The 23,693-nt window shown below is 60.4% G+C and carries 20 protein-coding genes, 1 pseudogene and 1 other annotated feature; of the genes and pseudogenes, 11 read left to right on the top strand and 10 right to left on the bottom strand.

Features of this window, described 5'->3' with window-relative positions:
- Positions 1-28 precede the first annotated feature (28 nt).
- The 6 genes from K7W03_RS01380 to K7W03_RS01355 all read left to right on the top strand — a co-directional run bounded on the left by K7W03_RS01380 (position 29) and on the right by K7W03_RS01355 (position 7,729).
- The gene (locus K7W03_RS01380) at positions 29-1,537 is read left to right on the top strand and encodes an acyl-CoA synthetase (protein ID WP_222885331.1); all 1,509 of its coding nucleotides are present in this window, start codon (positions 29-31) and stop codon (positions 1,535-1,537) included.
- A gap of 412 nt (positions 1,538-1,949) precedes the next feature.
- On the top strand, positions 1,950-2,954 hold the full coding sequence (locus K7W03_RS01375; protein ID WP_222885330.1) for a hypothetical protein: 1,005 nt from the start codon (positions 1,950-1,952) through the stop codon (positions 2,952-2,954).
- Positions 2,947-4,035 (top strand): hypothetical protein, encoded by a 1,089-nt coding sequence (locus K7W03_RS01370; RefSeq protein WP_222885329.1) that lies wholly within the window; start codon positions 2,947-2,949, stop codon positions 4,033-4,035. The genes K7W03_RS01375 and K7W03_RS01370 overlap by 8 nt, the downstream gene beginning before the upstream one ends.
- 313 nt (positions 4,036-4,348) lie before the next feature.
- Positions 4,349-5,443 carry an ABC-three component system protein gene (locus tag K7W03_RS01365; RefSeq protein WP_222885328.1) on the top strand — a complete coding sequence of 365 codons (1,095 nt, stop codon included), beginning with the start codon at positions 4,349-4,351 and terminating at the stop codon, positions 5,441-5,443.
- Positions 5,436-5,921, top strand: a complete 486-nt coding sequence (locus tag K7W03_RS01360) for an ABC-three component system middle component 2 (RefSeq protein WP_222885327.1) — start codon at positions 5,436-5,438, stop codon at positions 5,919-5,921. Before K7W03_RS01365 ends, K7W03_RS01360 begins: the two co-directional genes overlap by 8 nt.
- Positions 5,918-7,729, top strand: coding sequence for a hypothetical protein (locus K7W03_RS01355; protein WP_222885326.1), 1,812 nt, complete (start codon positions 5,918-5,920; stop codon positions 7,727-7,729). Before K7W03_RS01360 ends, K7W03_RS01355 begins: the two co-directional genes overlap by 4 nt.
- A gap of 289 nt (positions 7,730-8,018) precedes the next feature.
- On the opposite strand, the gene K7W03_RS01350 is transcribed toward K7W03_RS01355, so the two are convergent.
- Positions 8,019-8,372, bottom strand: a complete 354-nt coding sequence (locus K7W03_RS01350) for a DUF3303 family protein (RefSeq protein ID WP_222885325.1) — start codon at positions 8,370-8,372, stop codon at positions 8,019-8,021.
- Between the two features lie 451 nt (positions 8,373-8,823).
- On the opposite strand from K7W03_RS01350, the gene K7W03_RS01345 reads away from it, so the two are divergent.
- Positions 8,824-11,115: an AAA family ATPase gene (locus tag K7W03_RS01345; RefSeq protein WP_222885324.1), complete on the top strand. Its 2,292-nt coding sequence runs from the start codon at positions 8,824-8,826 to the stop codon at positions 11,113-11,115.
- Positions 11,116-11,287: 172 nt separating this feature from the next.
- On the opposite strand, the gene K7W03_RS01340 is transcribed toward K7W03_RS01345, so the two are convergent.
- Both K7W03_RS01340 and K7W03_RS01335 read right to left on the bottom strand, forming a co-directional pair.
- Positions 11,288-11,620 (bottom strand): HigA family addiction module antitoxin, encoded by a 333-nt coding sequence (locus K7W03_RS01340; protein ID WP_222885323.1) that lies wholly within the window; start codon positions 11,618-11,620, stop codon positions 11,288-11,290.
- Positions 11,613-11,894 carry a hypothetical protein gene (locus tag K7W03_RS01335; RefSeq protein ID WP_222885322.1) on the bottom strand — a complete coding sequence of 94 codons (282 nt, stop codon included), beginning with the start codon at positions 11,892-11,894 and terminating at the stop codon, positions 11,613-11,615. Before K7W03_RS01335 ends, K7W03_RS01340 begins: the two co-directional genes overlap by 8 nt.
- Before the next feature lie 40 nt (positions 11,895-11,934).
- On the opposite strand from K7W03_RS01335, the gene K7W03_RS01330 reads away from it, so the two are divergent.
- Positions 11,935-12,420, top strand: a complete 486-nt coding sequence (locus K7W03_RS01330; RefSeq protein WP_222885321.1) for a hypothetical protein — start codon at positions 11,935-11,937, stop codon at positions 12,418-12,420.
- Positions 12,421-12,704: 284 nt separating this feature from the next.
- On the opposite strand, the gene K7W03_RS01325 is transcribed toward K7W03_RS01330, so the two are convergent.
- The 3 genes from K7W03_RS01325 to K7W03_RS01315 form a co-directional block, all read right to left on the bottom strand.
- Positions 12,705-13,616, bottom strand: coding sequence for a hypothetical protein (locus tag K7W03_RS01325; protein ID WP_222885320.1), 912 nt, complete (start codon positions 13,614-13,616; stop codon positions 12,705-12,707).
- A complete protein-coding gene (locus K7W03_RS01320) occupies positions 13,616-14,482 on the bottom strand; it encodes a HEPN domain-containing protein (RefSeq protein ID WP_222885319.1) in 867 nt (288 codons plus the stop codon). Before K7W03_RS01320 ends, K7W03_RS01325 begins: the two co-directional genes overlap by 1 nt.
- 226 nt (positions 14,483-14,708) lie before the next feature.
- Entirely contained in the window at positions 14,709-15,458 is a 750-nt protein-coding gene (locus tag K7W03_RS01315; protein ID WP_319024276.1) for a fructosamine kinase family protein, read from the bottom strand.
- 234 nt (positions 15,459-15,692) lie between these two features.
- Between K7W03_RS01315 and K7W03_RS01310 the strand changes: the two genes are divergently transcribed.
- Positions 15,693-15,890, top strand: a complete 198-nt coding sequence (locus K7W03_RS01310) for a helix-turn-helix transcriptional regulator (protein ID WP_066563399.1) — start codon at positions 15,693-15,695, stop codon at positions 15,888-15,890.
- Here the strand turns inward: K7W03_RS01310 and K7W03_RS01305 are convergent.
- A complete protein-coding gene (locus K7W03_RS01305) occupies positions 15,875-17,161 on the bottom strand; it encodes a tyrosine-type recombinase/integrase (protein WP_222885317.1) in 1,287 nt (428 codons plus the stop codon). The two genes, K7W03_RS01310 and K7W03_RS01305, sit on opposite strands and share 16 nt — an antisense overlap.
- Positions 17,162-17,375: 214 nt before the next feature.
- On the opposite strand from K7W03_RS01305, the gene K7W03_RS01300 reads away from it, so the two are divergent.
- A protein-coding gene (locus tag K7W03_RS01300) for an IS3 family transposase (protein WP_222885316.1) occupies positions 17,376-18,604 on the top strand; the annotation gives its coding sequence in 2 pieces (ribosomal slippage) (positions 17,376-17,664 and positions 17,664-18,604; 1,230 coding nt in all).
- Positions 17,657-17,773, top strand: a sequence feature (AL1L pseudoknot). It overlaps the preceding gene by 117 nt.
- A gap of 414 nt (positions 18,605-19,018) precedes the next feature.
- Here the strand turns inward: K7W03_RS01300 and K7W03_RS01295 are convergent.
- Positions 19,019-20,311, bottom strand: coding sequence for a tyrosine-type recombinase/integrase (locus tag K7W03_RS01295; protein ID WP_222885315.1), 1,293 nt, complete (start codon positions 20,309-20,311; stop codon positions 19,019-19,021).
- Between the two features lie 262 nt (positions 20,312-20,573).
- Between K7W03_RS01295 and K7W03_RS01290 the strand changes: the two are divergent.
- Positions 20,574-21,355 (top strand): annotated as a pseudogene (locus K7W03_RS01290) (IS5 family transposase).
- Here the strand turns inward: K7W03_RS01290 and K7W03_RS01285 are convergent.
- Both K7W03_RS01285 and K7W03_RS01280 read right to left on the bottom strand, forming a co-directional pair.
- A complete protein-coding gene (locus tag K7W03_RS01285; protein WP_222885314.1) occupies positions 21,352-22,608 on the bottom strand; it encodes a TonB-dependent receptor plug domain-containing protein in 1,257 nt (418 codons plus the stop codon). The pseudogene K7W03_RS01290 and the gene K7W03_RS01285 overlap by 4 nt on opposite strands.
- 124 nt (positions 22,609-22,732) lie before the next feature.
- On the bottom strand, positions 22,733-23,692 hold the full coding sequence (locus K7W03_RS01280) for an ABC transporter substrate-binding protein (protein ID WP_222885313.1): 960 nt from the start codon (positions 23,690-23,692) through the stop codon (positions 22,733-22,735).
- Between the last annotated feature and the right edge of the window lies 1 nt (position 23,693).

The following is a 23,693-nucleotide window of genomic DNA, read 5'->3' as shown; positions in this document are numbered from 1 at the left end:
TTAATAATTTATTCGAGGCGAGGGGATCATGCCGACACTCCGCTTCCCGCTTTTGCAGGGGGATAATGACCGGACCGCCTTGATCGATGGTGAGCGCCGCGTGACTTATGGTGCGCTCCACGGCCTTGCGGACCGCCTTGCTACCGGATTGCTGGAGGGAAAAGTAGATCTGGAGGAAGAACGCATTGCCTTCTTCCTGCCCGCCAGCACCGACTATGCGGCTGTGATGCACGGCGTCTGGCGCGCGGGCGGGATCGCCGTTCCCTTGAATGTCGGCGCGACCATTGCCGAACTGGATCATTATCTTAGCTGCGCGCGGGTGACCCGGCTGATCGCCCAAACCGAGCATCATGCCATGCTGGGCGAATTGTGCGCGAAACTGGACATCCGTCTATTGCAGCCGGCCGAACTCATGGCCGGTGAAGCAGGCGTCCTGCCGGCTATTGCCGATGAGCGCCGCGCGATGATGGTCTTCACCAGCGGCACCACCAGCAAGCCCAAGGGCGTGGTGACGACCCATGGCAATATCCGGGCGCAGATCACCGTGCTTCTGGACGCCTGGGGCTGGTCGGACAGCGATACTATCCCCCTGTTCCTGCCGCTGCATCATGTCCATGGCATCATCAACGTACTGAGCTGCGGCCTATGGGCGGGCGGGACGGTGCATCTCTTCCCTCGGTTCGACGCGCCCGCCGTCGCCGCCCATGTCGCGGCGGGCGACTATTCGGTATTCATGGCGGTGCCGACCATCTATGTGAAGCTGCTCGACCATCTCGACAGCCTGGAAGAGGGTGAGGCGAAAAGGGTCTGCGACGGCTTTGCCGCCATGCGCCTGAACGTGTCCGGCTCAGCGGCCTGTCCGGTTCCATTGTTCGAGCAGTGGCGGGCACGCACCGGCCAGGTGCTGCTCGAACGCTACGGCATGACCGAGATCGGCATGGCCCTGTCCAACCCCCTTGATGGCGAACGGCGGGCGGGGCATGTCGGCCAGCCCTTGCCGGGAGTCGAGGTGCGTCTCTACGGTGAGAATGAGCAGCCCATCGCGGAAGAGGGGCAGCCGGGCGAGATTCGCGTCAAAGGACCCAATGTCTTCCTCGAATATTGGGACAATGAACGATCCACACGGGACAGCTTCCGTGACGGCTGGTTCTGCACCGGCGACATGGCGGTAATCGAGCGGGACTATTACCGGATCATGGGACGGACCTCGATCGATATCATCAAGTCGGGCGGCTATAAATTATCGGCGCTTGAAATCGAGGCGGTGTTGCTCGCCCATCCCGCCGTTGCCGAGGTCGCCGTTATCGGGACCGAGGATGCGACCTGGGGCGAAGTCGTGGCAGCCTTCATCGTGCCACGGCCGGGTCACAAAGCGGACGCCGAGGAGATCATTGGCTGGTCCACGGGGCAATTGTCTGCCTACAAGATCCCGCGACTCATCCATTTCGTCGACAGCCTGCCCCGCAATGCCATGGGCAAGGTTACCAAGCCGGACCTGAAGACGATACTCAGGGCCGCTTCAGCGCGAGCTTCCTAGGATGGGCCAACTTCTTGATGGAGGCGATTGCGGCATCATGCGGACGGGCCGTTTTCCGGCAAAGGCTGGGACCTTGCCGTCAGTCGGCTTCGGAGGACCGCATTGTCGATTCCGGACGCCAAGTAGGAGCGAACCTACCGTCCGTTGGTGCCGACAAAGCCGCCGTTCCCGGGTCCGGATCGGAGCGTCGGAAGCCGCCCAGAATGCAGGCCTGATGGTACGACCGATCTGCCCAAGCGGAAGAGGACTGTACCGATGGGCAGTTATGCGAAACAGTTCTGGAATCTACAGCGGATTCATTGACAAAGCGCGGATCGAGGGGCGATATAATCTTAAGTGATCACCGCTCGCCAAGTAGGACAGGTGGGGTCCGGACGACGTCGGCAAGGTGAAATCTCAGGCAGGAGGGGAAATGGAGGACAAGGCCGTCGCCGCCTTAAGCAAGGAGCAGCTCAAGGAAAACGTAAGAGCGATCATCCTCCTGCAAGGCAATACCTACATCAAGGAATTGCTGCGCCTGCACGGCGTCAAGATCGGTGCGACGAAGAAGGACTTCGCGCAGAACATTGCCGATGCCGTCGACGACGGACGCTTGAACCAAGCCAAGATTGAGGCTTGGCTCAACGAAGTCGAAGGCTGGGGCAACCAGCACCTCTATCTCTTTGCTGCGCCGTCAGTCACCCCGCAGGACGTCGCCGTCCTTCTCGCCCAAAGCGACTTCAAGGATCTGATTGGCAAGAAGCAGGACTATGACTTCCCGGAGCAATTTACGCTTTCGAACATCGCGCACGAGCCCGACCGCCTGTCGATAGTATGGCATCTCGGCAAGGAAGGCTGGGACCGGGCCAAGTATAAGGACTATGCGAAGACCATCGGGCTGGAGCGCTACCGCTTCGAGGCCTACCGCCAGCGCATGGACCGAAGCATCCTGCGCTTCGAATGGCGGTTCGCCGACGCATACTGCGCAATACTTGTCCATCGCAACAAGGATATCGACCATGAAGAGGCCATGACGATCGTTTGGCAGATCTTGCAGACCCTGAAGATATGCGACGCACCGTGCGCGCGGTTGTCGCTGTCCGACGCAGTGAAGATGGCGAGCAAGGAAAAGGGCACGAAGAACGCGCGCCTCGAGGCCGATGGCGGCTTCGTCGAGCTCGTCTCGACGCTCAAGGATGGCGGGATCGACGAGGTCGAAGCTGTACGGCACGCCCGAAACGCGGTGAACGACGCGGAATTCGCCCGCGCGCAAGGCATGTTCGACATCGCGACTGGCGGCGAGGCTGATGAAACCATCGCCGTCCAGGTGTTCGGGAGCGAGGGACGACTCCGGCTCTGGGCACAGTGCAAGCGCGACGTTGTTTATGCGGTGGTTGATCGTGTAATGAAGCACAATGCCCCGGTCGCCGATGGTTGATCCCGCGGCATGGCAAGCCGAACTCGAGGCTCGCCGCGCCTCGGGAGTTGGGCTGGAGTTTGACCCCGCCGCTTTAGCGCAGGCCGTTGACGCGCCGTGGCCGCATCCGGACCTGCAAGCGTTCCTCGACGACCAGGTCCAGCAAGGATCTCTCAGCAGGCTGGACCTGTTTGGTTGCCCGCGGCCGGGATGCCATCAGATTCTGAACTCCGGAATGTTGGAAGCCGGCGAATGCCCGTCGTGTGCGCTCGCCTTCGCTGAACAGGACGAACCGCCTCAAGCGCTGACGCGCTACCGTCTCGCCGGTGCGCCGAGCAGGGACCTGCGCTGGATGATCGTAGTTCACGGAATGAACACGCGTGGTGTTTGGCAGGAGGACTTCAGTTGGCTGATCGCCAACCGGCTTAAATATTCTGCGCCGATCTTGATCCACAAATATGGCTGGGCAACCGTCGACGTCCTCGCTCGGTGGATTCACCACCGGCTCGCCAAGAGGCTTGGGCAGCGTATGCGCAAGGCCGCCGAATACGCCCGGTCGCGCGGCCTTCCGGCGGCACCCGACATCCTCGTGCACAGCTTTGGCAGCCGCCTATTTTCGCTGATCCTGCTCGACGAGGCCTTCGCCGATCTGCGGTTCGGCCGCGTCATCACCGTCGGCAGCATAATCCAACCCGACTTTGACTGGTCTTCGCTAATCGCGGCCGGCCGCATCGAGGCCGTCCTTAACCATGTCGGTGGCAGGGACAATATCGTCCCCTGGGCTCAATTCTTCATCCCAGGCACAGGCCCGGGGGGGAGAGTGGGCTATCTGGACGAAGCCGCGCTGAACCAGCGGACCGTCGATTTCGATCATTCGGCGGCGCTTACCGAGGCGAGCCTCAAGGCGCAGCTCGATAAGGGCGGCGAATGGGATCGTTTCCTGACGATGCCGACCGGCCAGTATCGGCCGAGCAATCCCTGGCGACCGGACAAATGGTCCCCCGTCCCCCGCTTGTTGCGGGCGCCGGTGCGGCTGCTAGGCTGGACGATCCTGACAATCTTCGGACCGTTTTCTTACTTGCGTCGGAAGCTCGATGCGTGACGCTGGGGCAAACGCCGCTCAGTTCGTTATCGGGCGAACTTGCCATGCCTAGTTGCCAAATTTTCGTTTTCTCCCAGCGCCCACATTCCGGCCGTTCCTAGCCGATTGTACCATCAGCAGAACCTCCCTTACATTCACCAGAGCAAATGACGGCAGCTGGGCGGCTTGCTGAGCGGCGCCTCCGGGGTATCTTATAACTGGACGGCATGAACGGGCTGGCGCCCATCAGTCCGATTTTACTCTAAATTCGTTTGTTATAGTCTGTCAGTTACGCTTTAACGGCGCACGGTCCCGGGGGGAGGCTTAGACGGCTTTGGTTCAAAATTCCGACTTCAAGGCGATTGTGCCAAAAGAGATTGTGCACGCCGCCTCCGCAGATCATGTCCAGGCTGGGCTACCGATCCCGAAGGCCACCCGCGTCCAGATTTTCTCCCCGGACGACTGGGAGGGGTTCACAGAGGAGTGGGCGAGTTCGCTCACGGGCTATGCCATCGTGCGGCGCTTCGCCGGAGCCGGAGATATGGGCCTCGATGTCGCCGGCTTCACCGACGCAGCGGGCTTCAGCGCGCCGTGGGACAATTATCAGTGCAAGCGCTACGATCATCCGCTGCGTCCTGCAGACATCCATGTCGAAATCGGGAAGATCATATACTATTCGTGGTTGGGCGAATATACGGTGCCGAGAAGGCACTATTTCGCCGCGAGCAGAGATGTCGGTACGACGGCGGCAAAGCTTCTCCTCGATCCGAAGAAACTCAGGGAAAGCGTCAGGCAGGCTTGGGAAAAGCAATGCAGGCATCAGATCACGACGACGGCAGACGTGGCACTCACAGGCAGCCTCCTCTCCTATTTTGACGCCTTCGACTTTTCGATCTTCGGCTCCAAAAGTGTGCTGGAGCTGATCGCGCAGCATGAGACGACCAAGTTTCATGCGATCCGTTTCGGAGGCGGCCTCCCGCTGCGTCCGGCCCCACATGTTCCCCCGGCGGAGCCCGCCGAGCACGAGAGCCGGTATATTCGACAGCTCCTTGATGCCTATGGAGACCATCTGGGCGAAAATGTGCCGGATCTCGCCGCGCTCGCCCTGAAGCAGCCGATGCAACGGGACTTCAGTAGGCAGCGCGAACGCTTCTACAGCGCGGAAGCGCTCAGGAATTTCTCGCGCGACACCGTGCCTGAGGGCACGTTCGACGCCCTGCAGGAGGAAGTCTTCCAGGGCGTCGTCGACATATGCGAGAGTTCGCATTCTACGGGGTTCGAACGCATGAAGGCGACCGTGTCGCAAGCGGCCCAAGTCGCCTCGACATCCAACCCGCTGGCCCCAGCCACACGCGTTCAAGACCGGCAGGGGATTTGTCATCAGCTTGCGAACGAGGATCGCCTGCATTGGGTATCCACCGATGAGTAAGCGCGTGAGCCCCTTCAACAGCCCCCTGGAAACCGGCGTCCGCGCGCTATCGATCCTCGAGGCGGCTCACCCTAGCGGCTGCGACCTGCAGAGGCTGGTCGAGCTCGATTATCTCGTGGTTCATTCGGGCGATGCCGGGGGTCCGGAGAGCTTACACGCGCCCCTGCCGATGCGCGCCGGCGAACTTCTGGTGCGCAGGGAAGTCATCGAGAAGGGACTGCTGTTGATGGCGAGCCGCGGGCTGATCGAGCGGGTGGCAAGCCCAGACGGGATTCTCTACCGCGCCGGCGAGGCTGCGGCGCCCTACATGGCAGCGTTGAGCGCGCCCTACTCGATCGAGTTGCGCGCCCGGGCAAACTGGGCCGTGCAGGCATTCGGCCATATGACCACCGATGCGATCCGCACCATTACCCAGCGCTTCTTCGAGAAATGGACAAGCCAGTTCCAACCTGGGCAGCTTCTAGGACCTTCCGCGTGAGCAGCTATCTGCGCCTCGACAAACTGCGCTTTTCCGGCCCCTCCAAGCGCAGCGAAATCCGCTTTTATTCGGGCGTCAACGTGATTTGTGGCGCGTCGGACACCGGCAAGTCCTTCCTCGCCGAAGCAGTCGATTTCATGCTCGGTGGCTCCGAGCTGAAGGTAATCCCGGAACGGGAAGGCTACAGCTCGATCGAACTTGGTCTATCCAGTACCGAAGGCCAATCCTGGACCTTTGAACGCGCGATCTCAGGCGGGGATTTTATCCTGCGTCAGGGACAGGCGTCAGAGAAGCTGCGCCAATCGCATGCCCACGAGCGCGTCGACAATATATCGGGATTCCTTCTCGCGAAGATCGACCTTCTCGGAAAGCGGATCCTGAAGAGCAGCACGAAGAACAAGACGAATAGCCTCAGCTTCCGCAACCTAGCGCGTCTGGTGATCGTGCAAGAAGGGGAAATCCAGCAAAAGGGCTCGCCTTTCTGGGGTGGGCAGTTCACGCTTAAGACGGCCGAGCTTGCCACGATCAAGCTGCTCCTAACCGGGATTGATGATTCCGCTGTCGTGTCAGCCGCGCCCGACGAGCCGGACCAAGCCGGGCAGATCGGATTGCTGGACGAGCTGATCGCAGACCTAGTGTCGGAAATCATCGACATGGGGGAAGAGCAAGGCGAGCTGGAAGCGCAGCTCGAAAGGCTCGAAGCCTCCGCAGCAGAACACCGGGACAGCGTGGCGAATGCTCAGCGGACGCTCGACGCGCAGATGGGGGAGCGCCGCGAGCTGGCGAAGCAGCAGCGCGGAATCGACGACCGTCTCGACGAGATTCGTGAGCTGCTCGCACGCTTCGAACTGCTTCGGGAGCATTATGGCGTGGACCGGGAGCGCCTGAGGGCCATCCAGGAAAGCGGGACGCTATTCGCATATGTCGAGCGCGTGGCCTGCCCCTTGTGCGGAGCGGGTCCTGAGACCCAGCATGCCGACGCCGATTGCGAGGGAAATGTCGCGACGATCGTCGAAGCGGCGACGGCCGAAATCAGCAAGATAGAGCGACTGTCGGAGGAACTCGCCTCGACGGTAACCGACCTGCTGACCGAACAAGGCAGCCTATCAGCGTTGCGGGCGACGGTCGAGCATGCCTATGCGAACGTTGACGCAGAGATCCGGCAAACCATGGCGCCCGAAGTGGAAGAGGCCCGCGCCAAATTCACAGACATCATCGAAACTCGGTCAGTGGTCCGCGGATCACTGGCCTTGTTTGATCGGTTGGAAAAGCTCGAGGCACGCCGCGCCGTTCTGGATGACGTGACGCCCGAGCCTGCCGAAAAGGCTAAGGTCGCGGTCGGATTTTCGGAGGTGGTCGCCCACCAGTTCTCGTTGAAGGTCGAACATATCCTCAAGGCTTGGAATTTTCCTGGCGAATGCCGCGTCCATTACGATAAGGATACGAGCGATTTCGTTATCGACGGTAAACCGCGAGGCAGTCGCGGCAAGGGGCTGCGCGCGATCACGCATGCCGCCGTTTCGATCGCTTTGCTCGAATATTGCCAGGAGCATGAACTGCCGCACCCGGGCTTTCTGCTGCTAGACTCCCCGCTCCTTGCTTATTTCAAGCCTGAGGGGGACGAGGACACCGCGCTGCAGGGTACAGATCTGAAAGAGCGCTTCTACAGCTACCTCAAGGCGCACCATGGCGGTGAAAGCCAAGTTATAATCATCGAAAATCAGCATCCGCCGGATAGCGAGCTCGAGGGCCTCAACCTTACCGTGTTCACGCGCAACCCGGCCGAGGGACGCTTCGGGTTGTTGTGAGACAGGCTCAGGGCGCCGACATAGCCGACCTAGATAGTCTCAAAACTGCCCGCCGGAACCGGACATAGTTTCATCTGCCGCCGATGCCCATTGAACGACCGGAAACAGGGATGTCGACTCGCGGGTCAGATGGCCCCTCTTTGGGGGAAGCCATCGTATCGATTGCCCACCTTGCTACCACGATGCGCGCCCGTGCGCCGGGCACATCCCCCTAGGCAGGGGTCTGTCTCTACGCCTGCAACGGCAGCGACAATGGTCGAGACGCCCAGCTCTGCACCGGCTTTGTCCCTCAGAGACGGGAGAGCCCTTTCTGGAGATCGTCCATGTTCATGGCGGGAGATATTTCAAAAGACGCGTTCAACCCCACGAAGAAGGGCTCGGCCAACGCCGGAATGTCGGCAGGGGACGCCAGATCAAATATCGCGACCATGGTCCGTTTGCCGTTCAGCGCAGTGAACCAGATTCCCTCCGGTTTGGCGGCCTCGGTGAAACCCCGGATGATCTCTGCCATGCTGCCGCCCTTGATCGCAGCGTTGGCCGCCTCTACTTCCATTTGGACTTGAAGATACATGCGCATATTTGCCTCCATCCAGAAGCGCATCGCTTTGTCGACCATACCACAGGATTGCGAATCCTGCGCCATCGACGGGGCCGTAAGAAGGCATTTGTAGAAATGTAGGAGGTAGCGCGGCTGCCTCCGAACCCTTCCTATGGTCAAAGGGCCGATGGCTGGAAAGTCGGCGGGTCCGATCAGTCGCCTTTCGACACAGAAATGCGGCTAGCGCCGCTCCCGGTGCGGAAGTACGGAGCGACCTCTGCCGCCGACAAAGTCGCTCCTCGCGGCGCTCGAGCAGATCGTCGAAACCTGACGTAGGTTCATCTGCCTAAGTAAGGCTGCCAACGGCAGAATTTAGGACCGACTGGCGGCGCGGACTGTCGAACGACGACCGGACAGTCCCGCTCATCGCCAGCAGGGCGGCATCATTGAGGTTTGTGCCCGCGTCCCGCAAAATATCGCAAAGTGAGTGCTGGCACGACTTGGCATCGATCCGCAAAACTGATTCAATCATCGTTGAATCATGGGGGATACTGCGTTGTTGGAACGCTTCCAGTTACTGAGCAATATCGGGCAATTCGACAATGCGGTGGCCGCCGCGCAGTTACCGCCGCTTACCAAGCTCAGCCTTGTCTATGGTGAAAATGGTCGCGGTAAGACGACGCTCGCGGCGATCCTCAAATCGGCGAGCACCGGCGATCCGGCCGGCGTGATGGAACGCCGGCGGCTCGGCGCCGCCGATCCGCCGAACATCGTGCTTACGCTCGCCGGGGCCAATCTCACTTTTCAAAACGGCGTGTGGAACGCTCCGACGCCTGACATCGTCGTATTCGACGATGCCTTCGTATCTGCCAATGTGTGCTCCGGGATCGAAGTGGAAGCCGGGCACCGCCAGAATCTCCACGAACTGATCCTTGGTGCGCCGGGCGTCGCGCTCAACACCGCACTGGTTGGCTATGTCAAACGGATCGAAGAGCACAGCAAGGCCCTGCGCCAGCGCGAGGCGGCGATCCCCGCTGGCACACGGGGCGCACTAACCGTCGACCAGTTCTGCGCGCTTCCCGACGAAGATGATATTGACCCGAAGATCGCCAATGCCGAGCGCGCGCTCGCTGCGGCGAAGAACGCCCAAGCGATACAAGCGCGCGGGGAGTTTGTTGCACCGGCGCTACCCGCCATCGATGCTGATCAGATCGTCACACTTCTTGGGCGCACGCTTGTCGATGTCGAAGCCGACGCGATCGCGCGGGTACGCGCGCATCTGACGCGGCTCGGCAAGGAGAGCGAGGAATGGATCGGCAAGGGTATGGGATTCCTGCCCGCCATGCGCGTGGATGACGGTACGGAAGCCTGTCCGTTTTGCGAGCAGAATCTAACCGGATCACCGTTGCTGCGCCACTATCAGGCCTATTTCAGCGAGGCCTATGAGGCCCTGAAAACCACGATCACCGAGATGGGTAAGGCCTTTGCCCAAGAGCATCGCGGTGAGGTTCTCGGTGCCTTCGAGCGTTCGGTTCGTGAAATCGGCGAGGCGCGCACGTTCTGGGGTGCCTATATCGACCTCCCGGCATTCGACCTCGACACAGCTGCGATTACGCGCGATTGGAACACCGCGCGTGACGCGGCGCTCCGGGCGCTTCGCGCTAAGTTCAGCGCGCCGCTGGAGGCCTCGGCGCTAGACGACGCCGCGCGCGCCGCGATCGATCTCTACGACGAGCGCCGACAGCAGGTTGCTGATGCGGCGGGCCAGCTTGTCGAGCGCAACGGCGATATCGCGCTGGTGAAGGAGCAGGCAGCAGGCGCGAATGTCCCGACCGCCGAGGCTGATCTTGCGCGCCTGCAGCTTATCAAGGTTCGGCACGGCGAGCCGGTCAACGCACTGTGCGACGCGTATCTCGCCGAAAAGGCAGAAAAGGCGTCGACCGAAGCGCTGCGAGACGCCGCGCGCGTCGACCTGGACAACTACCGCCAGAACGTCTTTCCTGCCTATCAGCAGGCGATTAACGATTATCTCCAGCGCTTTGGCGCTGGCTACCGCGTCGATGCGGTAAACTCGGTTAACACCCGGGGCGGATCATCCTGCACCTACAGTGTCGTTATCAATCAGGTCGCCGTTCCCGTCACGGCAAGCAAGGGCGCCAGCTTCCGCAACACGCTGAGTGCGGGCGACCGCAATACGCTCGCGCTCGCGTTCTTTTTCGCGTCTCTAGAACAGAACGCGCAGCTGGCGAACGCAATCGTCGTGATCGACGACCCTATGACCAGCCTTGATGAACATCGCTCGGTCGCCACAGTCCAGCAGATCAGGCTGTTGCTGCCGCGCGTGCGCCAAGTGATCGTCCTCTCCCATTTTAAGCCCTATCTCTGCGACATATGGAAAGGTGCGACGACAGGGTTGCGCAGTTCGTTTCTAGTCCGGCGCGATGGTCAGGGATCTTCGATCGCCGAATGGGACGTTCACCAGGACTGCATCACCGAACATGATCGCAATCATGCCCTCGTTGCCGGGTTCGTTGCCACCGGCGATCCGGCGCAGGAGCGCCCCGCCGCAATTGCACTGCGCCCGATGCTTGAGGCCTATCTCCGCGTTGCCTTTCCAGCGGACTTTCCCCCTGGGTCGCTGATCGGACCATTCATCGGCCGCTGTATCCCGCGAGTTGGTGCTACCAACCAGCTTCTCTCACAGGCAGACATCGACGAGCTTCGCGCACTCAAGGACTATGGCAACAATTTCCATCACGACACCAATCCGGCCTGGCAGACGCAGGCGATCAACAGTCAGGAACTGACCGGCTTCTGTGAGCGTGTCCTAGCTTTCGCGCGCAAGTGAACGAACCGCCAACAAAGGCAACATTGAGCGGCTCCTTCGCGATCGTCGAAAGCAGGCGTTAGTTCATCGGCGGCGCAACGGATGGCCCCTCCGGAAAACCCGAACCGCTTGAACCCTTGCCGCTCTGCCATTTGCCATATGGGTGCTGTCCATTGGCATGATGGACTGTTAGTCAATCGCTTGACGGCGGCTCGGCCTCGGGTTCCCGCAAGACGGTAAGGTTCGGCGCTTCGGTCTCGAGCTTCTTGTGCGCTTCGAACAGATCGACGCGCATCTGCATGTCGAGCCAGAGATCGGCCGACGTGCCGAGCACATGGGCAAGACGCACCGCCATGTCGGCGGTGATCGCTCGATGGCCGTTTATGATCTGGTTCACGGTGAAGCGCGACACGTCGAGCGCGTCGGCCAGCGCCTCCTGCGTGATCTTCGCGCCGGGCTTGCGCAGCACGCGGTCGCGCAGGAACACACCCGGCAATTGCGGGGGAAAATCTCGAGTCTCAGCCATCGCTCTCATGCCACAATTGCAACTCGACTGGGCCGAACGGCGGCGTCCAGCCGAACATCAGCCACCATCCGTCCGCGACCGGCACGCGCCAGCGGCCCGGACCGTAGGCTATGACCTCGCCGTCGAACAGCAAGGTCACGTCCGACCAGATGTGGCAGTCCATGAGGAAGTCGGCGAGCGCCGCCACTTCCTCGGCGAAATCCTTGGACAGGCCGACGATGCGGCCATGCCGCTGGGCCTGTTCGACCCGAAGGTCCGAAATACGCGAAACCATGTGAATTCACTCCAACCCTGAACGATGCGAGCCGCGCGAGATGCGCGGCGACGGCATCGCCCTCGGGCGGAGGACAACCGGTCCAGAGCGCGAAGCTGAGGACCATCTCGCGGGTGGAAGACTGTGCCCCCAACGGCGGCGGAAAACTGAAGACCAGCCGCAAACGCACATGCTCGCGAACCTGCGCAACGACATGCTGCGCGAGATCGGAGAGGTGCGCTTCGACATCCGCGAAGCCGTCATCGCGCAGGAAGGGATTGCTCAGGAGACTGGCGACGAACGCATCGATCAGCGCGTCGCGCTTCTTCGCCGACATGAAGTTCTGCATCGCAAACATACGATGCTGGCCATCGACGATCGGTTTATCGAACAGGCGATTGAGATTGGCGGGAACGAAAAGCGCGTTGTCGACGATATCGAAGATATGACAGCTGCTTGGCGCGACGTGCGTCGCGATCGCGAAGCTGCCGATTGTATTCCAGAACTTCGTTGGGCTGCGACGTGCTTCGTCAAGATGATCGATTAGGAGGTGCGTCACCTCCTTCGCTGCAACGAATCTGGACCAATCACGGCCAGGCGCCAGCCACTCAGCGAGTACGGGCCAATCGACCTTGCCTTCTCGCTGCGAGCGGAATTTGGTTTCGCTCTCGGGCAGCCGCCCGAGATAGCGCCAGGCCGCAACCAGCGCGGTGCTGGTCGAGGCGAACGCCTCGCTGAAATTCTGCTCAGGGGAGAACGACGGCTGCATCAACTTGAAATGGAAACAGTAGCATTACATTTCAAGGTCGAGCCCGAAAAAATTTCCGACCGCTATCCCAAGAGTTCGCGCGTCAGAATATCCTCGGTCGGCAAGGCCGAGCGGGCGAGGCAAGCCGACAGGCAAAGGATCAACAGATCCCACGCGTCGACCCAATCGCGATGATCCAGCTTGCCGCTACTACCATGCGCGGCCCGCGAACGCCGCCCGTAGCTGCGCTTGGCTTCCTCATAGGTCTTCAGACGATCGCTCCTTACCGGTCCACAAAGCTGGCTCACCAGCAACCCGAGGCGAAACGACACTTCGGTCGAGACATTGGGGAACAGCGCCTCGATACCCTGCCAGATATGCAGCAGAGAAGAGGACAAGTCGGGAATGGCCGGCGCTGTCTGCAACGCAAGCCGGGCGGCCTTAAGCGGCTGATGCGTCGCTTCCAGCGCCGCCCAGCGCTCGGCCGCATCGACCGCGCTGCTGAACGCTTGCGCCGAAACTGTCCGCGCTGCTCCCACCGTGATCGACTGGAAGGTCGGCTCATGCAGCCATCCCTCGATCTTGCCGTCCCCCGACACGAACCCACTCTGGAGTTCGGGTGGCAGCTTGGCGCGCATCGTCGCGGAATCGCGGTAGTTGAGACCGCTGTAGTCGCGCAACGTGTGTGTCATGCCGAACGGCATGATGAATGGCGATACCCATTGCAGGTATAGCATCACCTGAAGGATGCGGACGCGCTCCTGCGCATCGGCGAAATCCTGCGCGTCCCTTATCTCGATTTCGAGGTGGCAGGCGTTCAGGAACACGTCGAGCAGATGCCAAGAGAATTGGAGTTTGTGCGAGGCGCCAAGTGTCGCGAAGTCGAAGGTGGTCATCTCCCATTCGCGCCGACGCAAGACAGCTTTGGCAGTCTCGACCACCTGCGGCAGATCGCCGGGCGCAAGCGCGAGGCAAGGGAAGAAATAGCTTGGCATCAGCTGTGTTCGCCGACGTCGCCGCCGGACAGCGAGACACTCGCCGCGCGCTCATCCAACTCCGCGGCACTCGGCACCCGGCCGAGTTCGACGCATTTGCGCAGCAGGGTTAGCAGCACATCGCCCGCGAGCGCATAACCTTGTTGCAGGACTTCGGGTTTCGCGCCGCTGCCGTGAACGACGCGAGAGCGCACGTCATAGCCCTTTTTGACGCGTTCGAAGTAAAGCGCCTTGTCCGCCGGCGTGCCATCAAGCAGGATCGCCGCATGCAGTGCGATACGACGCCGCAGCTCGGAATCGATATCGAGCAGACCTTCAATCCCTGCCCAAAGCAACATGATCTTCGCATCGTCGTCGAACAGATAATGGGCATTGCCATAGCAGCGCACCGCGTTCTGGAACCGGTTCTCGCCGAGCAGGCTTTGGAAGCCGTCGAAATGCGCGGTGGCCCAATCGAGATAGTTATCGCTGGCCGGCGCCACGCTCGGCAGGCGATGGATGACGAGATTGCGATTGGCGAGCGTGAACCGCGTCCCATGGTTGGCTGCGCAATAGAGCGGCATTACCGGACGCCGGCACGCCAACGCCAGTAGATGAAAAAACCACAGCGCGTTCCACGTCTTCGCCGCGAGTGCCTGGCCACCTTGCTCGTCAACGATATGCAGCGAAAAATCGGCTAGCGGCTCCATCGACATGACATTGAGCGTCTCGCGCAGTTCTCCGACCGTCCGACTGCCGAACGAGGTGTCATTCGAGGGCGCCTCGGGCGATATGATGACACCAGGCGCAATTTCACGCTCGGCCTCGACCGTGATGCCGTGCCCGACCAGATGAACGAAATTTGCAGTACCGACGTCGATTCTCACGCCTCCGAAATTACGGGATGCCGGTTGGTGCAGCAAGGCGAAGAGCAGCTTCCCGGTCTGGTTTGCGCCTTGCCCCGACCGAGGGTCCGCTTTGCTTTGGCAAGCGCTTACTAGCAGACAGTCAGGACTGTCCAACAGAGCGGACATAATGCCCGGTACCAGCGCAGCCATGGCGGGTCCGCTATCTGGAAGCCGGAAACGTCCCGTGAGCGGCGAAGAAGGGTCGTTAAAACCCAATCTCGCCCAGGCAGGCCGATGCCTGCCTGACATAGCTGTCGCCGAACAAGCGGGCGTGCACGAGCAGCGGCCATAAGCGATATATGGGTTGCCGCTCACGCCACCCTTCTTCGAGACCACAGGCTTCGTAGAATGCGACCGGAGGATTGTCGAACAAGCTGAGCATCGCCAAATCGACTTCCCGGTGGCCGTAATAGGCTGCCGGATCGATCAAGCCGGATATGCTGACGTCGCTGACCAGAATGTTTCCGCCCCAAAGATCGCCATGAAGCAAGGCGGCCGGCGGATGGTCCGGCAGGAACTCGCCCAACCGCCGGACCAGTTCCTCAAGGCGATCCCCCAAATGGCGATCAATATGGGGAAGATGGCAGCGCAGCCGGTTGTCGCCCCAGAATTCGATCCAGCTGCTTTTCCGACCGTTCAGAATGGCCACGGTTTCGAAGGCATAATCAGAGTCCCAACCATAGGCGCCGGCGGTTGGCAGATGCAGATGATCGAGAATGTCCGCAAGGTTTGCCCATGCACGGGCAAGCCGCCCCGCAGCGGGCAGATCCTCCAGGATCAGCAATTCGGCTTCCATCGCGAGGATCGTCGGCGTCGGCACGCCCCTTCCGCGCAGCGCCTCCAGCATCGTGGCTTCGACGGCCACCAGCGAGCCGGTCTTCGCGATCGCCGTCCCCCCACCGACCAAACCAAGCCGGCTGACCGACGAAAGGCTGCCGCCGGAAATTTGCGTCACGCTTTCGACGCGAGCTCCCAACAAATGGCCCGCGCGCACAAATATCGACCTCACACAGCGATCCCTTATTATCTCCTGTCAGTGATAGGCGGTTTCCGCTGCCAGGCATAGCGACGACGGACGGCCCATACCGTGCCAGGACGCCTCTCCCATGCGCCGACATGCCCTTGATCGGCCATTGTAAAAGCGGCACAATATCAGCGCGGGCAGACCGGGACAGGAGCTTGGTTTGCAATGGACGATATGAGTGAGCAATTTCTTCGCCTCAGGGCGGTGATCCAGAAAACCGGGAAGCCCAAGGCTTCCATCTATCGCGACATCCATCTGGGCACGTTTCCCGCGCCCGAAAAAATAGGCGCCAGGGCAGTGGCCTGGCGCCTGTCGCGGATCATGCGATGGATGCGATCTCCCGCCAATTACCAGGACGACTGAAACCAGCCCAGCGCTTCGACCGGCTTCTTCTTCGGGGTCTTGTCCTCAATGACGATAGCCTTCGAAGCGCGCTCCGCGTCATCGAGATAGTCCGCCCACCATTTCATCATCTTCCGGCGGGGATCGAGATAGAGCGCGGCGTTGTAAACGCTCCGCACCCCTTGCGGGACATGGGCAAGCTGCATCTCGATCCAGTCGGCGTTAAAGAGCGTCGATTCATTCAATATGGTGCTGGCGACCGATCGGAATCCATGGACGGTCGCCTTATCCCCGACGCCGAGGCGGCGCAGGAGGACCAGCATCCGGCTCGAACTGATCGTGTCATCATTGTTGCCGATGACCGGGAAAAGATATTGCCCGAACCGCTCGTTACAGAACTTGCCGTAGACGTTGAGCTCCCTGAGTTCGCGGAGCAGTTCGACGGCCTGTGGCGGCAGCGGCACCAGATGCTCCAGTTGCATCTTCATGCGCTCGGCGGAAATGCGCCACAGCGGCTTGGGTCCGCCCAGCCCTTCGAACTCGCTCCATTGGGCGTGGCGGGTTTCCTGGGTCCGCACCATGGTGAGGATGGTCCACCGCAGAGCAAGATGGCTGAGCCGGGAGCCGGTGTCCGCGTTCAGCGCGGCATAGAAGCGCGGCAGTTCCGAGATCGGAACCTTGGAACGATGCTTGACCCGCGCCCGCTTGCGCATCACTGAGCCGAGGTCGGTACAGGGATCGGACATGACGCGGCCGCTGGGGATGCCATAGCGGAAAATCTCGCTGCAATAGCCCCGGACGCGATGGGCCATTTCGAGCGCGCCGCGATCCTGGATTTTCTGCAAGGCCTCCAGCATCATCTGCGGGATGATCGCCCGGACCTTTTTCTTGCCGATGACGGGGAAGATATCCGCCTCAAGCCGCCGCTCGATCACGCCGGCATAGCGGGCAGACCACCCTTCCCGTTTCACGGCGAGCCATTCCTCGGCCAGTTGCTGGAAGGTCGTGTTCTCGGCCTTCACCTCATATTTCTTCAGGAGGCGGATGTGGGCCGGGTCTTTCCCCTCGGCGAGGAGCGCCTTCATCTCCTCACGCCATACCCGGGCGCGGTCGATGCTGACCTCGGGATAGGTGCCGCCCTTGAGCGTCTTTTGCTTGTAATCATAGCGATAGGAGAGGCGCCACTGCGCCTTGCCGTTGGGCAGCACGCAGATGTGCAGCCCGCCGCCATCGGCTTTCTTGATGGGGCGTTCGGAGGGTAGAATCGATTGAATGAGACTGTTGGTCAGCACCGGTCAGGACTCCTGAAAACGGTGCGTGGGATTTGAAATCCTGTTCCAAAGACCAACAAAAAGACCAACAAATCCCATGCAAACCACCTGAGCGGTCATGATCCCATTGGAGACCATGTTACATGAGATAACTGCCTGAAAACAGCAGTTTTTTTGGCGACTGAACCGCGCCGGGTTTGCCGGAGGCTCCAACTCCTGAGAAGGTGGAGCCTGTATGAGCAAGACGACGAACAAATTTGCGCCTGAGGTCCGCGAGCGTGCGGTGCGGATGGTGCTGGATCACGAGGCCGACCATCCCTCTCGCTGGGCAGCTATTGTGTCGATCTCGGAGAAGATCGGCTGCGTTCCGCAGACGTTATTTGAGTGGGTGAAGAAGGCCGAGGTCGATAGCGGTAAGCGCGCCGGTGTCCCGACCGAGGTCGCCGACAAGGTGAAGGCGCTGGAACGCGAGGTTCGCGAGCTGCGGCAGGCCAACGAGATTCTCCGCAAGGCGTCGGCATATTTTGCGCAGGCGGAGCTCGACCGCCCGTTCCGGCGATGATCGCGTTTATCGATGATCACCGCGATGCCTATGGGGTCGAGCCGATCTGCCGCGTGCTGCCGATCGCCCCATCAACCTATCACGAGCGCGTCGCGCAGCGGCAGGATCCGACACGCATGTCGGCACGGGCCCAGCGGGATGTCGCCCTGAAGCCCGAGATCGCGCGCGTGTTCGCCGAGAACTTCGCGGTCTACGGCGTGCGCAAGGTTTGGCGGCAGATGATGCGGGAGGGCTTTCCGGTCGCCCGCTGTACGGTCGCGCGTCTGATGCGTGAGATGGGCTTGGCAGGGGTGATCCGGGGCAAGCCGGTGCGCACAACCATCAGTGACAAGGCGGTGCCGTGCCCGCTCGATCACGTCAATCGCAGGTTCTACGCGCCAGCGCCGAACATGCTGTGGGTGTCGGACTTTACCTACGTCGCGACCTGGGCCGGGTTCGTGTACGTCGCCTTCGTCATCGATACCTACGCCAGGCGGATCGTCGGCTGGCGAGCCAGCAGGACGGCGCATGCCAGTTTCGTCCTCGATGCTTTGGAACAGGCGCTTCACGATCGCCGGCCGGCCCATCGGGGCGGCCTCATTCATCATAGCGACCGCGGGTCGCAATACGTATCCATCAAGTACACCGAGCGCCTCGCCGAAGCCGGGATAGAACCCTCGGTCGGCAGTGTCGGCGATAGCTACGACAACGCTTTGGCCGAGACGATCAACGGCCTCTACAAGGCGGAGGTGATCCACAGGCGTGGACCGTGGCGCAGCTTCGAAGCCGTCGAATATGCCACGCTCGAATGGGTCGACTGGTTCAATCGTCGTCGGCTGCTGGAGCCCATCGGCAACATCCCGCCTGCCGAAGCCGAAGATCTATATTATGCTGCCGCAAGCAATCTCGATATGGCGGCGTGACTCACAACCCAACGCCTCCGGCAGACCCGGCGCGGTTCAGACCTCTTGAAACTTTGTTGGTCCATTTGGACCTTAGTCTGGTTGCGGGAGCAGGCTGCTTAACTGCAATAAGAGTGCGGAGAAACCTCAGCGTTACTCAATTACAAATAGAGCCAAACAAATTCAAAATGATTTCGATCCACAATACATCGCACCTATTTTAATTAACAATATTATCAAAAGATAATTTCGTGAATAAACGAAGCAAATAAACGGCGCTTACGATACAAGGCAATGATCGAAAAGATAGGCAATCCCAAAGCTTCGATCTGTCTCGACATAAATTTTAACGAGTTTCCGCCCCCAGTGGGGGTCGGCGCCAGAGCGATACCTGGCGCCTCTCCACATATTTTGATCAATGCAGGTTCTAGCGGCCTACCAGGACGATTGAAACCAGTCGAGTGAGCCTACAGCGCTTTTTTTCTGCTTAGGCGTCGCCATGCTTTCTATGGAAATCGCAGCGGAGGCGCGTTCCGCACTTTCCAAATAATTCGCCCACCAGATTAACATTTCGCGACGCTGCTTGAGATAAAGGGCTGAATTGTAAACGGCGCGAACTCCTGATGGTGCATGGGCGAGTTGAAGTTCTATCCAGTCTGGCAGAAATATCCCGGCTTCGTTCAGAACCGTACTTGCTACCGAGCGAAATCCGTGGACCGTCGAGCCGGGCGAGATATTAATTCGCTTCATGACTACCATCATACGGTTACAGCTAATTATATCGTCTTCGTTGCCCACGACAGGGAACAGATATCGTCCAAATCGCTCATTCCCGTGTCTTCCGTAGACATTGAGTTCCCTGATTTCACGGAGCAACGCGATAGCTTGAGGGGGAAGTGGAACGAGATGTTCTTGCCGCATTTTCATGCGTTCTGGCGGGATCCTCCATATCGGCTCGGTACCTCCGAGCCCCTCAAACTCGTGCCATTGCGCAAATCGCGTTTCCTGTGTCCGAACCATCGTTAGGATGGTCCAACGGAGCGCTAGATGGCTTAGGCGGGATCCTGTGTCTGCGTTGAGCGCTGCATAAAACCGCGGAAGCTCGTTAAGGGGAATTTTTCCCCTGTGTTTCACCACCCGCTTACGCAGCGCGAGTGCCAGATCACGACATGGATCGGTTATCACCCTCCCATCGGGGATACCGTACTTAAAAATGTCACTACAATAACTCCGGAGTCGTCGCGCAACTTCGCTTGCGTCGCGTTCTTCAACACGTTTTAAGATCTCAAGAACCATTCGAGGCAAGATTGCACGCGCAGGAATTCTTCCAAGATATGGAAAGATATCTCGCTTTAACCTTCCTTCGACGCGCAGCGAGTGACGCGGCGACCATTCTTTACGCTTAATTTCGAGCCATTCTTGAGCCAACTCGAAAAAAGTGATGCGAGCAGCCTCATCCTCATATTTCTGATTGCGCTTGAGCTCGGCAGGGTCTTTGCCCTCGCTGATAAAATTTTTCAAATGATCGCGCCAAGCACGGGCCTGTTGAATGCTGACTGCAGGATAGGATCCACCTGCAGCCGTCTTCTGCTTATGATCAAATCGATATGCCAGCCGCCATTGAATTTGGCCGTCAGGTGCTACACAGACATGGAGGCCTCCACCGTCCGATTTTTTTATCGGCCTTGTGGTTGGAAGAAGCGATTGGATGACATCATCGGTCAGCACCGAACAGAACTCCTGTATCGATGCGCGAAACTCAAAATCCCTTGAGCGATACCAACATTTTTACCAACAAAACGCATGAATTCCAAAATCCGTTTAGAATCCCACGGATAAGGATGATACTTCAATTAACATACTGATAAAAGGCAATTTATTTTAATTCACTTGAGACTTTGTTGGTCGTTCTGGTCCTAGGTCGCGTTGACAAAAGGGATTCCCAACTCGGTGAAGTTCTGATTCAAGCTTGGCTTTTGGAAGGGCAGGCATGGATCGCGGCGACCTGAGCGACGCAGAATGGGAATTGATCGGGCCGCTTCTCCCACCCGAGCGGGGCAGGCATGCTCGCCCTGCCGGAGATAACCGGCGCTACCTCAACGGAATGCTGCACGTCTTGCGGATTGGCTGCCCCTGGCGGGACATGCATGAACGCTATGGGAAGTGGAACTCGGTCTACGTCCGCTTCCGCCGTTGGGCCGAGCAGGGCGTCTGGGATGCCATGCTGCAAACACTGGTCGATCTTGGCCTGACCGACGACTGGCAGCACATGATCGACAGCACCACGGTTCGCGGCCATGTCTCGGCCGTGGGCGGAAAAGGGGGGCTTGTGCGCAGGCTTTTGGTCGATCACGCGGCGGCTTTACGTGCAAGGTCCACGCCCGCTGCGACAATCAAGGCCTCCCTCTCGGCTTCCACCTGACGGGCGGCGAGGCGTCCGATTACAGCGGCGTCGATAGCCTGATGGCCATGCCAGTGCCAAAGCCCGCCGCCTTGCTTGCCGACAAAGGCTATGATGGCGACCGCTTCCGCGAGAACCTGCTCCTGAGCAACATTTTGCCGGTCATCCCACCGCGTTCGAACCGCAAGGTACCAGAGCATCCTGACTATCGACGCTATCGAGATCGCAATCGCGTCGAGCGCATGTTCGGCTTCCTCAAGCACCAACGCCGCATCGCGACACGCTTCGAGAAAACCGCGCTTTCCTACCTCAGCTTCCTTAACCTCGCCGCCGCAAGGCTATGGTTGAAGCATTTTGTCAACGCGACCTAAATATCGCTCCATTGCCGGAACTCGAAATTGGCGAGATTGGGCCAGCTTGTCGGACTGGTCGGTCCCAGCGAAGGACGAACGGACAGCTTCGAATATTGATGGCTGTAGTTGCGGCCGAAGGAGGAGCTGACATCATAGTCCCAGCCCCAGAGCGTCCCCCGAAGACCGCCGACGAACTGGAAGTCGTTCTCGTCTATATTGTTGAGCGGATAATAGCCGTCCGGGAAAAGCGCGGTGAAATTGGCGGTGCTGTTGGGGCGGCGGAAATTATTGCCGATCTGGGCGTCGCGCTCGCCATAGGTGCCGAAGCTGTAGAGGGCGGCATTCTCCGTCACCGGCAGTTCGGCATTATAGGCAAGGTTGAACGCCTTGATCTGCGGGTCGCCATTATGCGCGCCGTCGCGGCTCCATTGGGCGTTGCGGGCATTGGCGGCGGCGACATTGGCCAGCACCTGATCGCGGGTGAGGCCGCTGGTCGCCGCCACCTGGTCCACCGTGCGGTTGGCGGGAAGGCCGTAGATGTTCGCATCGGTCGCGGGCAGATTCCACCAGGCGCCGCCGCGCTTGCGGATGTCGCCGCTCACGGTCAGGAAGCCATCCTCCCCGATCTTCGTGCCGTAGCGAATCGTGCCCTTCCAGCTGTCCGGCCTGCCATTGGCGTCGTAGAGCGTGCCATAGGTGAAATCGCCGCTCAGCCCTTCCTTCTTCGCGAGTTGGATATTGATGACCCCGGCTATGGCGTCCGTGCCATATTGGGCGGCGGCGCTGTCCTTCAGCACCTCGATCCGGTCGATCGCGCTGGTGGGAATGAGGTCGATGTCGACCGGGTTCGCGCCCGAGGTGTCGGCGGTCGAATTGTTGAGGAAGGCGCCATTGTGCCGCCGTTTGCCGTTGACCAGCACCAATGTGTAGGCGGGCGCCAGGCCGCGATTGGTGACGGGGCGCCCGATGGAGAAGACGCCCGCATGGGTCGCGCCGAAATTGAGCGAGGGCAGCAATTTGGACAGCGCTTCGCCAAATTCGGCCGAGCCGGTGGCCTGCAACTTCTCCGCGCCGACCACATCGATGGGCGCGGGGCTTTCCGCCACGGTCCGGGGCGCGCCGCGCACGCCGGTTACGATGATGGCGCTCGAATCGGCCGCCTCGGCATCCGCGCTGTCAGGTGTTGCAACGGTCTGCGCGAGCGAGGGCGAGGACGTCAGAAGTACCGCGGCAAGCGCGGTCGAGCACAGATAAAGGCGGTCAAGGTTCATGAATATATCCCCCGGTTTCCGGGGACCATCTATTTACTATCGATATGATTGAGAAATGACTTTGCTAGCCGATTCATGAGTAAATCTGAATTTTAGATATGCTTGGCGGCGACGAAGCTCAGCTTCATCCGCCCGTGCCGAAGCTGCGGTCGAAGGCGTCGGCCACCGGGCGCTTGCCCTCGGTCAGACCGGCTCTCTGAAAGCGTTGCGTGATGTCCTGCTCATGCGCGACGATCTTGCCGTCGATGGGCCGCGCCACGCGGTTGTTGCGGTCGAAACTGGCGCGGGCGATGTCGAGCGGCAGTCCGGTTTCCTTGGCCAGCACCTGCGCGAATTCGTCCGGATGCGCGCGGGCCCACTCGACGGCCTTCGCCTCCCGCCGGAGGAAATCGGCAAGCAGGGCGCGCTTGGGGCCGATGGAATCGCCATGGGCGATGTCGATATAGACCGGCAGGCCATAATCCTTCGCATCGACGACGGCCCGCGCGCCTTCCTTGATCGCCACATTGGTATAGGGCGTCCAAATGGACCAGGCGTCGATGGCCCCGCTGTCGAAGGCGGCCTTGGCGTCGCCGGGCGGCAGGAAGGTGACGCGCACCCGATCCGCCGGGATATGCGCCCGCTCCAGCGCCTGGAGCAGCAGGTGATGGCCGATCGATCCGCGCGTCGTGGCGACCGACTTGCCGATCAGATCCTGTATCGAATGCGCGGGCGATCCGTTCTTCACCAATATGGCCAGCGCTTCGCCAGCCTGGGCGAAGGGCGTCTGGATGCCTATCACCTTGACCGGGCTGCCGCTCTGATAGGCGAAGATGAAGGGCGCGTCGGCGGCAAGGCCGAGGTCCGCGGCGCCGCCGCCCACCGCTTCCAGCAAGGGCTGGGCGGCGGGAAATTCCGACCATTCGACCGTGTAGGGCGCATCCTTTAGAACGCCCGAGGCGATCATCATGGATTTGACCTGCCCCTTCTGGTTGGCGACGCGCAGCACCGTGTCGTCGCCGCCACCGAATTTCGCGGCGGCAAGGCCGAAGCCCGCCACCGCCACCAGCGCCACCGCGATGATCGCACCCCTGTTTTTCGCCATG

The organism is Sphingobium sp. PNB (assembly GCF_019873065.1).
In the GTDB taxonomy this organism is placed as follows: Bacteria; Pseudomonadota; Alphaproteobacteria; order Sphingomonadales; family Sphingomonadaceae; genus Sphingobium; species Sphingobium fuliginis.
The sequence above is the reverse complement of the archived record's forward strand: the minus strand, read 5'-3'. Positions and strand labels throughout refer to the sequence as shown.